Origin of the sequence: Sphingomonas sp. 67-41, assembly GCF_001899725.1 — a bacterium.
Classification (GTDB): Bacteria; Pseudomonadota; Alphaproteobacteria; order Sphingomonadales; family Sphingomonadaceae; genus Sphingomonas; species Sphingomonas leidyi.
In genome coordinates, this window is record NZ_MKWJ01000022.1 from 78,227 (window position 1) to 92,137 (window position 13,911).

Here is a 13,911-nt window from a genome sequence, read left to right on the forward strand (position 1 = left end):
AGGAGACTGAGATGAAGACGGTTGGCGTGATCGGTGCAGGGCAGATGGGCGCGGGCATCGCGCAGGTTTCGGCACAGGCGGGCTATGCCGTGCTGCTCTCGGACGTCGACCAGGCGCGGGCCGAGGCGGGCAAGGCCGGGATCGCCAGGCAGCTCGCCCGGGCCGTGGAGAAGGAGAAGATCGCCGCCGCCGATGCCGAAGCCGCGCTCGGCCGGATCGCCTGCGTCGGCGGCACCGACGCCTTCGCGCCCTGCGACCTGGTCGTCGAGGCCGCGACCGAGCGGGAGGCGATCAAGCGCCAGATCTTCGAGGCCGTCGGCAAGGTGCTCGGCCCGCAGGCGATCCTGGCCAGCAACACGTCGTCGATCCCGATCACCCGCCTCGCCCAGGCCGCGCCCGACGCCGGCCGGTTCATGGGCGTGCATTTCTTCAACCCGGTGCCGGTGATGGGCCTGATCGAGCTGATCCGCGGCCTGGCGACCTCGGACGGCACCGTCGCCGCCGTCGAAGCCTTTGGCCAGTCGCTCGGCAAGCGCATCGTCCATGCCAACGATGCCCCGGGCTTCATCGTCAATCGCGTGCTGATGCCGATGCTCAACGAAGCCTGTTTCGCGCTGGGCGAAGGCGTTGCGACGATCCCGGACATCGACGCGGCGTGCCAGCTCGGCCTCAACCATCCGATGGGACCCTTCACGCTCGCCGACTTCATCGGGCTCGACACCTGCCTCGAGATCACCCGCGTGCTGTTCGAGGGCACGGGCGACCCCAAGTTCCGCCCGGCGCCCCTGCTGGTGAAATATGTCGAAGCCGGCTGGTACGGCCGCAAGACCAAGCGCGGCTTCTACGACTATACGGGCCCGGAGCCGGTGCCGACGCGCTAGGCGTCGGCCGCGGCCAGCTCCGCCTGGCGGTCGAGCGCCCATTTGGCGAGCGTGTCGAAGGGGATCGCGACGAGGAAGCCGATCCCCGCCCGGCCGTCATGCGCCCAGCGCACCACGCCGCGGCGCGGCTCGAGCCCATGGACGCCCACCGTCACCGCGTCGCCTTCGCGCAGGAAATCGGCTTCGACCTTCACGCCGCCCTGCGACACGTCGACCAGCGTGACGCTCACCCGCATGCCCTCGGCCACCAGGCTTACCGGACAGGCGATGCGCAGCCGCGGCATGCGCTGGGTGAGCCCTGGCTCGCCATGCACCGGGGCATGGAGCACTTCGAGCACATCGATGCGATCGTCGAACTGCACGCCGATCATTCCGTCCGCCGACCAGGCGATGCGCCCGGAGATCGCGTTGCCCGAACGGATCTCCACCGTTACCGGCTCGCCGGGCGGCAGGCTGGTGTGGAGCTTGCCCATCAGGCCGCCGGGCGAGATGTTGCGGATCAGGCAAAGCGCCTCATAGCCGCCCCAGCGCAGCATTGCGGACCGGTAGACCGAGATTTTCGAGCGATCGTCGATTCGACGTTCCATGACAGGCACTTCGGGCTGGAAGGAGATTTCGGTGCGGATGTCTGCCTCCGACGGCGTGATGGTGGTGACCCGCGGAGAACATGCGTCCGTCAGATGTCTGTAACGTTTCGAAGGCACAACGATCCGTGGTAAATGCGGGCGAGCCGGCCGGCCGGCGGCATCGGCCTGGGGGAAGGCGATCTGCAGGCAGCGCCCCACCCGGCCGAGCGCTTCCTCGCCGGGCGTGGGCGGAGGTCGCCGCAGGATGCGCAGCGGACGAACGTCCGGGCCCGAAGCAAGCAAACTGGTCACGCAGCACTCCCGCAAGATGCCTGGAGAGCGCACATCCGGCGATCGTTCCGCGACGAAGCACGCGGCACGAACGTTCGATGGCGCGCGACCCGCTCTCCATCCGATGTCGGTTGTTATCGCAGGCCCAGCGCGCCCCCGGCGCAGCGTTGTTCCCGCGGATTTACCCGATCTCTACCGAGCGGCCGGTAACCAAAAAGTTAACGCGGCCGGACCGGATCAGGGGAGCAGCAGCCCCGCCAGCGCGGCGCTCATCAGATTGGCCAGGCTGCCCGCGACCAGCGCGCGGATGCCGAGCTTGGCGATCATCGGCCGCTGATTGGGCGCCAGGCTGCCCGTCGCCGCCATCTGGATCGCGATCGAGCTGAAATTGGCGAAGCCGCACAGCGCGAAGGTGATGATCGCCCGGGTGCGTGGGGCAAGATCGGTCATCGCGCCCAGATCGATGAAGGCGACGAACTCGTTGAGCACGACCTTGGTGCCGAACAGCCCGCCCGCCGCGGTCGCCTCGTGCCAGGAGATGCCGAGCAGGTACATGACCGGCGCGAAGACCGTGCCGATGATCTTCTGGAAGCTGAGGTTCCGGAAGACCTCCGCCCAGGCGGCATGGCCGCTCAGCTCGTAGACCCAGTTGCCGGCCCCGGCGAGCAGGCCGTTGGCGAGCGCCACCAGCGCCACGAAGGCCAGCACCATCGCCCCCACCGCCACGGCAATCTTCACGCCGGTCGACGCCCCGGTCGCCGCAGCCATGATGATGTTGGCGGCACGCTCTTCCTCGATATCGTGCTCGGCGATCCGGATCGCCTCGTCCTCGGCCGCGTCGCCGAGCGTCGGTTCGCCGTCCTTCGCCGGCGTATCGGGCATGATGATCTTGGCCATCAGCAGGCCGCCCGGCGCCGCCATGAACGACGCCGCCAGCAGATAGGGAAGCGCCGTCGGCCCGAGCAGGCTGGCATAGGCGGCGAGGATCGTGCCGGCGACGCCCGCCATGCCGACGCTCATCACCGCGAACAGCTGCGAGGGCGTGAGCCGCGCGAGATAGGGGCGGATCACCAGCGGCGATTCGCTCTGCCCGACAAAGATGTTCGCCGCCGCGCACAGCGATTCGACCTTGGTGGTGCCCACCACCTTCTCGATCGCGCCGCCGATCCAGCGGACCACGAACTGCATCACGCCCAGATGATAGAGGATCGAGACGAGCGCGGCGAAGAAGATGATCACCGGCAGCGCGGCGATCGCGAAGCTCTGGCCGCCCAGCTCGGGCTTGGCGAGCGGCCCGAACAGGAAGCTGGTGCCGGCGCCGGCATAGCCCAGCAGCGCGGAGACGCCGTTGGAGAGCCCGTGCAGCGCCGCCTGGCCCCAGCTCGTGCGCAGCACCAGCGCCGCGATGCCGGCCTGAAGCAGGAAGGCGGCGCCGACGATGCGCAGGTTGATCGCGCGCTTGTTCGACGAAAGCAGGAAGGCGATGGCGAGGATCGCGATCACGCCGAAGATGCCGACCGGAAACTGATTCAACTGCTTATTCCCCCAAGGCGTACGCCCAAGCCTTCCACCATACACGCTCGATACCGCATGGCCAGAGCCCGCCCGCGCCATTCCCCGCAGAACCAGACATTCCGGACGGCAAGGTCGGCGGAATATGGGCCGAACCACCCCCGCGAGGCGACGACATCGGAACGACAATCGCCCTGCATTGACAGCCCGGCCCCGGCGCCGGGGCTTGCGGCGCAGACATTTCCCGCTAGCGTCCGGCCATGGACACCATTCGCATCCCGCGTTCGCTCTTCTTCCTCTCGATCTTCTACGGCGGCATGGTCTGCATCGCCGGCGTGCTCGGCAACAAGCAGGTCGCGCTCGGGCCGATCTCGCAGATCGGCAACTGGGTGGGCGTGGGCCCGCTCGCGGTGGAGGCGGGCATCTTCGCCTTCCTGCTGCTCGTCTCCGTCTCCAGCGCGGTCGCCGAGCTGCACGGGCCCGACACGGCGCGGCGGCTGGTGCTGCTGGGCTTCGTGCCCCTGGTCACTTCGGTCCTGCTGTCGATCCTCGTCCTCAGCCTTCCCGCCTCGCCGAGCATGGAGCCCGACCGGCTCCACGCCTTCGAGCTGATGATGAGCGGCACGCCGCGCATCTGGCTGGGCGGAATCATCGCCTATGGCATCTCGCAGATCCTGAACGTCACCATCTTCTCCGCGCTCAAGAGCGGTGGCGGGAGCCTGCTCTGGCTGCGGGCGGCGATCGCATCGGTGCTGAGCCAGATCGCCGACACGCTGATCTTCATCTCCGTCGCCTTTTACGGCGTGTTCCCGATCGGCGAGCTGCTGGTCGGCCAGATGCTGACCAAGGTGGTGCTGAGCGTGGTGCTGGTGCCGCCGGCCATCTACCTGTTCGTGGCGCTGGGCCGGATGCTCGACGGGCGGCGCGGGCTGAACTGAGGCTCTGGGGACCCAGCCAAACCCTCGACATATCCCCGCCGTCCCCGCGAAGGCGGGGATGGCGGAGGCAGGTGGCGGAAGGGTTGATGCCCGGCTCCGGCCTATGGCGCCATCCGCAGCGGCTGGGCCTCGCAAAGGATCAGCGCGAACCAGTCCTTGGGATCGGTCCATTCGCGGATCGGTGTCCAGCCGCCCGCGCGCAGCAGCATGCGGGCACCGTTGCGGCCATATTTGTGGCTGTTCTCGGTGTGGATCGTCTCGCCCGCGGCCATCGCGAAGGCACGCCCGTCGACAGTGAATTCCACGTCGCGCACCGCCTCCAGATGCATCTCGATCCGCGCGGCATCGTCGTTCCACAATGCGACATGGCGGAACGCCTCGACCGGGATCGTGCCGCCGAGCTCGCGGTTGATCCGCGCGAGCAGGTTGCGGTTGAACGCCGCGGTGACCCCCTGGGCATCGTCATAGGCGGGGACGAGCACGTCCGCCGGCTTCACCCGGTCCATCCCGATCAGCAGCCGCGCGCCCTCCCCCAGCCAGTCGCGCATCGCGCGCAACAGGTCGACTGCGTGAAAGGCCTGCATGTTGCCGATCGTCGAGCCCGGGAAGAAGCCGAGCTTGGGCATGCCCGCCACCTGCTCGGGCAGCGGCACGGGGCGCAGGAAATTGGCCTCGACCGGATGGACCGGCAGGCCCGGAAAGGCCTGGCCCAGCTCGGCGGCGGACTGGCGGAGGAAATCGCCGGAAATGTCGATCGGCACATAAGCGGCGGGATCGATGGCGCGCAGCAGCAGCGGCGTCTTCACCGAGGAGCCCGAGCCGAACTCGACCACCGCCGCGCCGCGCGCCGCGAGCGCACCGAGCTCGGGCCCGGTCTCGCGCAGCAACGCCGTCTCGGTGCGGGTCGGATAATATTCGGGGAGCCGAGTGATCTCCTCGAACAGCTCGGAGCCGCGGCGATCGTAGAACCAGCGCGCGGGAATGGCGCGGGGCCGCGCGGCGAGGCCGCTCAGCACGTCGGCGCGGAAATGCGGATCGGCCAGGCTGGTCTGGCCGTCTTCGAGTTCCTGCTTCAACATGACTGGCCGGCCTTTCTGTTTCGACGACAGCGAGGGAAGTGAGGCGTGAACCCCCTCACAGGTCCTTCGCCAGGCGCACGCCGGTGAATTGCCAGCGCTGATGGGGGTAGAAGAAGTTGCGGTAGCTGGCGCGCGAATGGCCGCGCGGCGTGGCGCAGGACGATCCGCGCAGCACGAACTGGCCGCTCATGAACTTGCCGTTATATTCGCCCACCGCGCCCGCCGCCGGCCGGAAGCCGGGATAGGGACGATAGGCGCTGCCCGTCCATTCCCAGACATCGCCGAAAAAGGCCGGGCCGCCCGCCGCGGGGCGCGGCTCGACCGGGCCGGCGGCGTCGAGCTGGTTGCCGCCCGCCGGATCGTGCGCCGCGGCAGCCGCTTCCCATTCGAACTCGGTGGGCAGGCGCGCGCCGGCCCAGCTGGCATAGGCATCCGCCTCGAAGAAGCTGACATGGGTGACCGGCGCGGCGGGATCCACCGGGCGGCGGCCGTCGAGCCCGAATCGCGTCCAGCCCTCCCCCTCCCGCCGCCAGTAGAGCGGCGCCTCCACGCCTTCCTTCTGCACCCAGGCCCAGCCGTCCGACAGCCAGTGGCGCGAGTCGCGATAGCCGCCATCGGCGATGAACCCGGCCCATTCGCCGTTGGTGACGGTGCGATCGGCAATGGCGTGGGGCGCGAGCAGCGCCTGGTGGCGGGGTCCCTCGCAATCGAAGGAGAAGCCAGCGTCCGGCCGCTCCGTCGGCGCGATTCCGACCGCGACTAGGCCCTCCAGCCCCGCGATCCAGCCGATCGGGCCGGGCATCGCCACCGGCACCTTGGGCGCGCCCTGCCAGACGGCCGGCTCGAGCGGATTGACCGAGAAATGGTGCAATATGTCGGTGAGCAGCAGCTCCTGATGCTGCTCCTCGTGATTGCAGCCGAGCAGCGCCAGGGCCTGGGCCGCCGGCGGAAGATCGGGCAGCGCATCGGCAAGCGCGGCGTCGACATGGGCGCGCCAGGCAAGGATCTCGTCCAGCGCGGGGCGCGACAGCATCCCGCGGCGCGGGCGCGCATGGCGCTGGCCCTCCGCCTCGTAATAGCTGTTGAACAAGAAGGGCCAGCGCGCGTCGAACAGCGCATAGCCGGGCAGGTGATCGCGCAGCACGAAGGTCTCGAAGAACCAGGTGGTGTGCGCGAGATGCCATTTGGCGGGCGAGGCATCGTCCATCGACTGGAGCGTCGCATCGGCATCGGAGAGCGGCCGGACCAGCGCCTCGCTCAGCGCGCGGGTACGGTGGAACTTCGCGCCCAGGGCGCTGGAAGCCGGCACCGATCCCGTTTCCGTTCGCATTATGTTCTCCTAATCCAACAGGCCTCCGCCCGTCAACCGGAGAAAATATAGGTCAGCGGGACGCCCCCGGCACCCATAGAACGTCGCCCGCCTCGCTTTGGTTCACTGCGCGGGCGGCGACGAAGAGCAGGTCCGACAGGCGATTGAGATAGGCGAGCGGCAGGCCGGCCGCGCCGGCGGCGACGGCGGCGCGCTCGGCCCGGCGGGTGACGGCGCGGGCGAGGTGGAGCTCGGGCGCGCCCGGCGCCCCGGCGGGAAGCACGAAGCTGGTCAGCGGCGCGAGCGCCGAGTTGATATGGTCGATCCGCTCCTCGAGCCAGGTCACCTGGGCCGGAGTGATGCGCAGCGCGCCTTCGATTTCGTCCGGCGTGGCGAGATCGGCGCCGAGGTCGAACAGGTCGTTCTGGATATGGGCCAGCATGCCGCCGAACGCATGATGGCCAAGCGTGGCGCGGGCGACGCCGATCGCGCAGTTCGCCTCGTCGACATCGCCGATCGCCGCCATGCGGGCATCGGCCTTGGAGATGCGCGAGCCGTCGACCAGGCCGGTGGTGCCGTCGTCGCCGGTGCGCGTGTAGATCTTGTTGAGCTTGACCATGGGGACGGGTCTACGCCGGCGGCGGAGGCTTCTCAATTCCTCCCCTGGCTTGCCGGCGAAGGAATTCAGGCGTGCTTCGAGCGGAGCAGCAGCAGGCCGAAGCCGATGAAGATCGTGCCGGTCAGCCGGTTGAACCATTTCTTGAGCGCGGGCCGGGCGAGATGGCGGGCCAGGCCGCGCCCGCCCAGCGCATAGACGGCGTACCAGAAGCATTCGACCACCGCGAAGGTGAGCACCAGGATCGCGAACTGGGGCGGCTTGGGCGCGGCGGCGCTCACGAACTGGGGGAAGAAGGCGGCGGCGAAGAGCAGCGCCTTGGGATTGGAGATGCTGATCGCGAAGCCCCCGCGGAAGAGCTGGGCCGGGGTGAGGCGCCTGTCGGCGAGCGTCTGGTCGTTGCCGATATCGAGCGGCGTCGGATCGGCGCGCCAGGCCTTGATGCCGAGCCAGACCAGATAGGCGGTGCCGAGCCAGCGCAGCACTTCGAACGCGCCGGGGATGGCGAGCAGCAGCGCAGTGAGGCCGGCGGCGGAAGCGGTGAGGATCGTCATCAGCCCGGCCAGGCAGCCCGCCATCGCCGCCACGGTGCGCCGCACGCCGAAATCGACGCTGCGCTGGAGGATGTGGAGCATGTTGGGGCCGGGCGTTCCCGAGAGCAGGAACACGGCCATGACGAAAAGCCACCAGGTCTGGAGTGTCATCGCGCGGACCTTCGCGATCGGGGGTCTTGGGAAGGGGCCCGCGGGCCCCGGCGCGTCAGCCCTTGGCCGACATGACGAAGAGGATGATCGCCGCCACCGCGATCGCCACCGCCTGGAGCAGGATGCGTTGCTGCATCAGCTTCTGCGACTTGAGCGCGCGCGGGCTCGGGCCGTCGCCATGCCCCTCCAGGTCCTGGCTGGTGGTGCCTGCCATGTTCACCAGTCCCTTGATGAGGACGAACAGGGTCGCGAACATCGCGGCGACGAGCAGGATGGCGAGGAAGAACATCCGGACAGCTTACGCCCCTGTCGCGGCGATGCCAACCGGCAGTTGCCCCGCGCGCAATCGCTCGGCGAGCGCGCGGCCGTCCTCGCCCGCCAGCCGCATCGCCTCCAGGCTCGGGGCGCCGTGGCGCTTGGCGAGGCGGGTGCCGTCCGGGCCGGCCAGGAGCGGGTGGTGGCGATATTCGGGCGTCGGCAGGCCGAGCAGCGCCTGGAGCAGGCGGTGGACATGCGTGGCCGCGAACAGATCCACCCCGCGCACGACATCGGTGATGCCCTGGGCGGCGTCGTCGACGGTGACGGCAAGGTGGTAGCTGGCGGGTGCGTCCTTGCGAGCGAGGACGACGTCGCCGGCGGCGGCGGGATCGGCCCGGACCCGGCCGGCATGGGCGTCGTGCCACCATAGATCCTCCCCGGCACGGGGAGGGGGACCAGCCGCAGGCTGGTGGAGGGGGCGCTCCTCATCGGGAATAGCTCGCGGCACGCCCCCTCCACCACCGGCTTCGCCGGCGGTCCCCCTCCCCGTTCCGGGGAGGATTTTAAGCGCCCTTGCCATGTCCAGCCGCCAGCAATGCGGCCGGCGCAGGTCCGGCGCTTCGCGCCCGCGGCAGGTGCCGGGATAGAGCGCGCCCTCGGGCCCGTGCGGCGCGGTGAGGCTCGCGGCGATGTCGGCGCGGGTGCAGAAACAGGGATAGAGCAGGCCCTGCCCGCGCAACCGGCCGAGCGCCGCCTCGTACAGGTGCAGGCGCCGGGACTGCCAGGTCACCGCCCCGTCCCAGCCCAGGCCGAGCCATTCGAGGTCCCGCAGGATCGCCTCGACATGCTCGGGCCGGGAGCGGGTGCCGTCGATATCCTCGATGCGCAGGGTGAAGCGGCCGCCATGCGCCCGCGCGTGATCGTGCGCCTGGATCGCCGACCAGGCATGGCCCAGGTGCAGGCGCCCCGTCGGGCTCGGCGCGAATCGCGTGTGGATAACCATCAAACCGGCCCTTGACCGCGAGTCGCGGCATATGCTGTCATCAGCGCGTCACGCTTCTCGGCGAGAGGCGGGGCACCATAGTTTGGGCGAGGGAGCGCATGTATCATCCCGATCTGATCCGCCATCCGGACAGCTGCCCCGCCCTTGTGCTCAACGCGGACTATACGCCCCTGAGCTATTACCCGCTGAGCGTGTGGCCCTGGCAGACTGCGGTCAAGGCGCTGTTCCTCGAACGGGTGGACGTCGTCTCCTATTACGAGCGGGAAGTGCGAAGTCCCAGCGCGAGGCTGAAGCTCCCTTCGGTCATCGCGCTCAAACAATATGTGAAACCTTCGCAATTCCCCGCCTTCACGCGCTTCAACCTGTTCCTTCGCGACAAATTCTCCTGCCAATATTGCGGGACCCAGCGCGACCTCACCTTCGACCATGTCATTCCCCGCGCCCAGGGCGGGCGCACCACCTGGGAGAATGTCGCGACTGCCTGCGCCCCATGCAACCTCAAGAAGGGCGGGCGCACGCCGCAACAGGCCGCGATGCCCCTCCACATCCAGCCGATCCGGCCGACCAGCTGGCAGCTCCAGGAGCATGGCCGGCGCTTCCCCCCCAATTATCTGCACGAGACCTGGCGCGACTGGCTCTACTGGGACGTGGAGCTGCTGGCCTGACGCACGCTCTGGACCGCACAGGGCCGAGGGCGTTAGCATCTCTCCGTAACGACCTGTTCCGGGGGAGATAGCATGAGCGGTTTCACCATCGATCGGCGCACAGCGCTGGCACTTTCGCTGGGCGGTGCGACCGTTGCCGCCTTCCCGCGGCTGGCGCTGGCGGCAACGCTCGACGAAGCCGCGGTCGACGCGATCGTCCAGCCCTTCATGGCCGCGTTCGAGACGCCGGGCATCGCCGTGACGATCGTCCGTCCCGGCGCGCCCGCCTTTGTGAAGGGCTATGGCGTACGCACGCTCGGCAAGCCCGGCGCGGTGGACGTGCACACGCGCTTCGGCATCGCCTCCCATTCCAAGGCGTTCACCGCCGCCGCGCTGGCGCTGCTCGTCGATGCGGGCAAGCTGGGCTGGGAAGACCCGGTGGTGAAGCACCTGCCCGAGTTCCGCATGTCCGATCCCGCCGTCACGCAGATGATGACGGTGCGCGACCTGCTGGTCCACCGCTCCGGCCTGCCGCTCGGCGCGGGCGACCTGATGTTCTTCCCCGCCGGCAGCCATGTCGCCGCCGACGTGCTCAACGCGTTGCCGCACCTCAAGCCGGCACGCGGCTTCCGGGCGGGCTATGACTATGACAACATCCTCTACATCGTCGCAGGCCTGCTGATCGAGCGCGTGGCAGGCATGGCCTGGGACAAGTTCGTCGAGGCGCGGCTGTTCGCGCCGCTCGGCATGGCCGACGCGGTGGGATCGCGCGGATCGCTCCGCACCGACAATGTCGCGGGCCGGCACGCGCGCCTGGGCCCCCCGGTGCGCGGGATCGGCAAGCTGGAAGTGGTGCAGCCCGACGAGGGCCCGATGGTCGACGCCGCCGGCGGGATCAACGCCAGCATCGCCGACATGGCGAAATGGCTGCAGGTGCAGCTGGCGCAGGGCAAGCTGCCCGACGGCAAGCAGCTCTGGTCGCCGGAACAGGCCAAGGAAATGTGGAAGCCGCAGACGATCACCGCGGCGAGCGACGGGCCGACCGAGAGCAATCCGGCGCGGGCGGTGCTCGCCGCCTATGCGCTCGGCTGGTTCGTCCAGGACTATCGCGGCATGCGCATGATCCAGCACAGCGGCGGACTGTCCGGCCAGGTGACCTATTCGGGGATGCTCCCGTCGCGCGGCATCGGCGTCTCGGTGCTGAGCAATGTCGAGGAGAGCGTCTCCGCCGCGATCCGCAACGCCATCCTCGACCGGCTGATCGACGCCCCGGCGTTCGACTGGGTGTCGAGCTATCGCACCCGCCAGAAGGCGGCGCAGGACGAAGCGCTAGCGAGCGTCGAGGGCGGCGTGGACAAGGCGCCGGCCGGCGGCCCCTCGCTGCCGCTCGCCGGCTATGCCGGGCGCTATCGCGACCCCTGGTATGGCGACGTGGTGGTGGGCCAGAAGAGCGGCAGGCTGTGGATCGACTTCGTGCCGACTCCCGTGTTCAAGAGCCCGCTCGAGCCCTGGGGGCCGGACAGCTTCCGCACCCGCTTCGCCAAGGATGCCGGCGAGGATGCCGTGGTCAGCTTCGAGATCAAGGACGGCAAGGTGGCCGGCGTGACGATGAAGCCGCTCTCGCCGCTCGCCGACTTCAGCTACGACTATCAGCACCTCGCCTTCGTGCCGGTGCCGTAATCAACTGTATTATTGTAGTAATACAGATGCTGCGCTAAAAGGGCGCCATGCGAGCGGCGGAATCGACGACTGATGGCTGACGGGAACGATCCGAGGAACGTCCGTTTTCCGTTGCGCCGGTCCGGCGACGATTTCGAGCCGACGCCTGCTCCGGCGGCCAAGCCGGAACCGCGCGCCTGGCGCCCGCCCTCGCTCGAGGGAATCGTGGGCGACGCGCTCAAGCGCGTGCGGCCGCAGCGGCAGGAGCCGCCGCTCGAGCTTTCCGGCGGCATGCCCCCGCCCGGGGACTATGCCCCGCGCTGGCGCCGCGCGGCGCCGCCGCCCGCCCCTCCGCCACCGCCGCCGATTCAGCCGGGCCATGCCGAGCCGCTCCCGGCCGGCGGCTACACCACCAACCTGCCGGTGGTGGTCCGGAGGCGGAACTGGCTGCGCTGGGCGAGCTGGGCGATCGCCGGCTTCATCCTGCTGTTCTTCCTCGCGGTCGCCTGGCTGGCGCTCACCGCACCGCTCTCCAAGTCGCTGCAGCCGCCGGCGCCGCCCTCGATCACGTTGCTCTCCGCCGAAGGCAAGCCGATCGCGCGGCGCGGCGCAGTGATCGCCGAGCCGGTGGACGCGACGAAGCTGCCCGCCCATGTCCGCAACGCGTTCGTCGGGATCGAGGACCGGCGCTTCTACAGCCATTGGGGCGTCGATCCGCGCGGCATCCTGCGCGCGTTCGTGCACAACGTCACCCAGAGCGGCGGCTCGCAGGGCGGCAGCACGATCACCCAGCAACTCGCCAAGAACGCCTTCCTCAATTCGCAGCGCACCTTCGGGCGCAAGGCGCAGGAAGTGCTGATCGCCTTCTGGCTCGAGGCCTGGCTGAGCAAGGACGAAATCCTCTCGCGCTATCTCTCCAACGTCTATTTCGGCGACAATGTCTATGGCCTGCGCGCCGCCGCGCGGCACTATTTCAGCACCGAGCCCGAGGACCTGACCCTGAGCCAGGCGACGCTCCTGGCCGGGCTGGTGCAGGCGCCTTCGCGGCTTGCCCCCACCGGCAACCTGAAGGGCGCGCGCGAGCGGCAGAAGCTGGTGATCGGCGCGATGGTGGATGCCGGCCTGATCACCAAGGCGCGGGCCGATGCCATCCGGCCGGGCGTGCTGCACGTCAGCAAGTCGAAGGAAGACCTGCCCAACGGCACCTATTTCGCCGACTGGGTGCTGCCCCAGGCGCGCGACCGCGCCGGCGGCGTCGGCACCGAGCAGACGGTGCAGACGACGCTCGAGCTGAACGCGCAACAGGCCGCCGAGCGGGCGGTGCGCGGCGCGGGGCTCAGGAAATCGCAGATCGCGATCGTGGCGATGCATCCGGACGGCCGGGTGATCGCGATGGTGGGCGGCAAGAGCTATGGCGAGAGCCCGTTCAACCGCGCCACCCAGGCGCGGCGCCAGCCGGGGTCGACCTTCAAGCTGTTCGTCTATCTGGCGGCGCTGCGCGGCGGCATGGACCCCGACACGATCGTGGACGACAGCCCGGTCCAGATCGGCGACTGGAAGCCCGAGAATTCGCATGGCAGCTATGCCGGCAAGATCACGCTGCGCCAGGCCTTCGCCAAATCCTCGAACGTCGTCGCCGCGCGGCTGACCCAGAAGCTGGGGGTGCGCGAAGTGACGCGGGCGGCGCGCGACCTGGGCATCTCCACGCCGATCGGCGACGACGCCTCGATCGCGCTCGGCACCTCCACCGTATCGCTGCTCGAGCTGACCGCCGCCTATGCCGCGGTGGCCAATGGCGCCTATCCGGTACGGCCGCAGGGCCTGAGCGACGACGAGGCGGCAAGCGACTGGCTGGCCAAGCGGCTGGGCGGGCCCACTCGCTTCAACGGGCGCCAGCTCGACGACCTGCGCAGCCTGCTCGGCACGGTGGTGGAGGACGGCACCGGGCGCGGCGCGGCGCTGCCGATCCCGACCTATGGCAAGACCGGCACCACCCAGGACAATCGCGACGCGCTGTTCATCGGCTATGCCGGCGGCATCGTCTGCGGCGTGTGGCTGGGCAATGACGACAATTCGCCGAATCCGGGCCTGTCGGGCAGCGGCCTGCCCGCGCGGGTGTGGCGCGATTTCATGACCCGGGCGCTCGACCTGCGCATCCCGCCGCCCGAGCCGACGACCGAGCCCGACGGCAACGACGTGACGCTGGACGAGGTGCTGAACGGCGTGGGCGACTTCATCCAGGGGACGGGAATCGAGACCCAGGTGGTGCCGCAAGGCGTCGACCCCGACGCGCAGGGCGAGGCGCCGATCCTCGGCCGGCCGGGCGAGGCGCCCGGGCGACGCCCCCGCCGCGAGCAGGCACCGGACGGACCGCCTCCGCCGGATCGCTTCCGGCCGGACGACCGGCGCGGCGAGGAGCGGTAGGATCCATCATCGTATCGATACAAGACG

At 69.5% G+C, this 13,911-nt stretch carries 13 protein-coding genes; 5 read left to right on the forward strand and 8 right to left on the reverse strand.

What is annotated here, in order from left to right; all coding sequences use genetic code 11:
* Positions 1–11 precede the first annotated feature (11 nt).
* On the forward strand, positions 12–881 hold the full coding sequence (locus tag BGP17_RS11335) for a 3-hydroxyacyl-CoA dehydrogenase NAD-binding domain-containing protein (protein ID WP_167300398.1): 870 nt from the start codon (positions 12–14) through the stop codon (positions 879–881).
* Here BGP17_RS11335 and BGP17_RS11340 read toward each other — a convergent pair.
* The gene (locus BGP17_RS11340; protein WP_167300397.1) at positions 878–1,759 is read right to left on the reverse strand and encodes a PilZ domain-containing protein; all 882 of its coding nucleotides are present in this window, start codon (positions 1,757–1,759) and stop codon (positions 878–880) included. The two genes, BGP17_RS11335 and BGP17_RS11340, sit on opposite strands and share 4 nt — an antisense overlap.
* Before the next feature lie 216 nt (positions 1,760–1,975).
* A complete protein-coding gene (locus tag BGP17_RS11345) occupies positions 1,976–3,271 on the reverse strand; it encodes a NupC/NupG family nucleoside CNT transporter (protein ID WP_286711997.1) in 1,296 nt (431 codons plus the stop codon).
* A 239-nt stretch (positions 3,272–3,510) separates the two neighbouring features.
* Between BGP17_RS11345 and BGP17_RS11350 the strand changes: the two genes are divergently transcribed.
* Positions 3,511–4,188: a queuosine precursor transporter gene (locus BGP17_RS11350; RefSeq protein ID WP_286711998.1), complete on the forward strand. Its 678-nt coding sequence runs from the start codon at positions 3,511–3,513 to the stop codon at positions 4,186–4,188.
* A 101-nt stretch (positions 4,189–4,289) separates the two neighbouring features.
* Here BGP17_RS11350 and egtD read toward each other — a convergent pair whose 3' ends face one another.
* The 6 genes from egtD to BGP17_RS11380 all read right to left on the reverse strand — a co-directional run bounded on the left by egtD (position 4,290) and on the right by BGP17_RS11380 (position 9,157).
* Positions 4,290–5,267 (reverse strand): L-histidine N(alpha)-methyltransferase, encoded by a 978-nt coding sequence (gene egtD / locus BGP17_RS11355; RefSeq protein WP_167300394.1) that lies wholly within the window; start codon positions 5,265–5,267, stop codon positions 4,290–4,292.
* A 55-nt stretch (positions 5,268–5,322) separates the two neighbouring features.
* On the reverse strand, positions 5,323–6,597 hold the full coding sequence (gene egtB / locus BGP17_RS11360) for an ergothioneine biosynthesis protein EgtB (protein ID WP_286711999.1): 1,275 nt from the start codon (positions 6,595–6,597) through the stop codon (positions 5,323–5,325).
* Positions 6,598–6,649: 52 nt separating this feature from the next.
* Positions 6,650–7,195 carry a cob(I)yrinic acid a,c-diamide adenosyltransferase gene (locus tag BGP17_RS11365; RefSeq protein WP_167300392.1) on the reverse strand — a complete coding sequence of 182 codons (546 nt, stop codon included), beginning with the start codon at positions 7,193–7,195 and terminating at the stop codon, positions 6,650–6,652.
* A gap of 65 nt (positions 7,196–7,260) precedes the next feature.
* Positions 7,261–7,896: a LysE family translocator gene (locus BGP17_RS11370; RefSeq protein ID WP_286712000.1), complete on the reverse strand. Its 636-nt coding sequence runs from the start codon at positions 7,894–7,896 to the stop codon at positions 7,261–7,263.
* 55 nt (positions 7,897–7,951) lie between these two features.
* Entirely contained in the window at positions 7,952–8,185 is a 234-nt protein-coding gene (locus tag BGP17_RS11375; protein WP_086127450.1) for a twin transmembrane helix small protein, read from the reverse strand.
* Between the two features lie 9 nt (positions 8,186–8,194).
* Positions 8,195–9,157 (reverse strand): glutamyl-Q tRNA(Asp) synthetase, encoded by a 963-nt coding sequence (locus tag BGP17_RS11380; RefSeq protein ID WP_286712001.1) that lies wholly within the window; start codon positions 9,155–9,157, stop codon positions 8,195–8,197.
* A 98-nt stretch (positions 9,158–9,255) separates the two neighbouring features.
* On the opposite strand from BGP17_RS11380, the gene BGP17_RS11385 reads away from it, so the two are divergent.
* The 3 genes from BGP17_RS11385 (at position 9,256) to BGP17_RS11395 (ending at position 13,884) form a co-directional block, all read left to right on the forward strand.
* Positions 9,256–9,822, forward strand: a complete 567-nt coding sequence (locus BGP17_RS11385; RefSeq protein ID WP_086127452.1) for an HNH endonuclease — start codon at positions 9,256–9,258, stop codon at positions 9,820–9,822.
* A gap of 72 nt (positions 9,823–9,894) precedes the next feature.
* Positions 9,895–11,481: a serine hydrolase gene (locus tag BGP17_RS11390; protein ID WP_286712002.1), complete on the forward strand. Its 1,587-nt coding sequence runs from the start codon at positions 9,895–9,897 to the stop codon at positions 11,479–11,481.
* A gap of 270 nt (positions 11,482–11,751) precedes the next feature.
* The gene (locus BGP17_RS11395) at positions 11,752–13,884 is read left to right on the forward strand and encodes a transglycosylase domain-containing protein (protein WP_380926322.1); all 2,133 of its coding nucleotides are present in this window, start codon (positions 11,752–11,754) and stop codon (positions 13,882–13,884) included.
* Positions 13,885–13,911: the final 27 nt, after the last annotated feature.

What these genes read in the sequence shown, in the direction of transcription:
- BGP17_RS11335 (WP_167300398.1), top strand. Translation starts at nt 12, where the DNA reads ATGAAGACGGTTGGCGTGATCGGTGCAGGGCAGATGGGCGCGGGCATC.
- BGP17_RS11350 (WP_286711998.1), top strand. Translation starts at nt 3,511, where the DNA reads ATGGACACCATTCGCATCCCGCGTTCGCTCTTCTTCCTCTCGATCTTC.
- egtD (WP_167300394.1), bottom strand. Translation starts at nt 5,267, where the DNA reads ATGTTGAAGCAGGAACTCGAAGACGGCCAGACCAGCCTGGCCGATCCG.
- egtB (WP_286711999.1), bottom strand. Translation starts at nt 6,597, where the DNA reads ATGCGAACGGAAACGGGATCGGTGCCGGCTTCCAGCGCCCTGGGCGCG.
- BGP17_RS11365 (WP_167300392.1), bottom strand. Translation starts at nt 7,195, where the DNA reads ATGGTCAAGCTCAACAAGATCTACACGCGCACCGGCGACGACGGCACC.
- BGP17_RS11370 (WP_286712000.1), bottom strand. Translation starts at nt 7,896, where the DNA reads ATGACACTCCAGACCTGGTGGCTTTTCGTCATGGCCGTGTTCCTGCTC.
- BGP17_RS11375 (WP_086127450.1), bottom strand. Translation starts at nt 8,185, where the DNA reads ATGTTCTTCCTCGCCATCCTGCTCGTCGCCGCGATGTTCGCGACCCTG.
- BGP17_RS11380 (WP_286712001.1), bottom strand. Translation starts at nt 9,157, where the DNA reads ATGGTTATCCACACGCGATTCGCGCCGAGCCCGACGGGGCGCCTGCAC.
- BGP17_RS11385 (WP_086127452.1), top strand. Translation starts at nt 9,256, where the DNA reads ATGTATCATCCCGATCTGATCCGCCATCCGGACAGCTGCCCCGCCCTT.
- BGP17_RS11390 (WP_286712002.1), top strand. Translation starts at nt 9,895, where the DNA reads ATGAGCGGTTTCACCATCGATCGGCGCACAGCGCTGGCACTTTCGCTG.
- BGP17_RS11395 (WP_380926322.1), top strand. Translation starts at nt 11,752, where the DNA reads ATGCCCCCGCCCGGGGACTATGCCCCGCGCTGGCGCCGCGCGGCGCCG.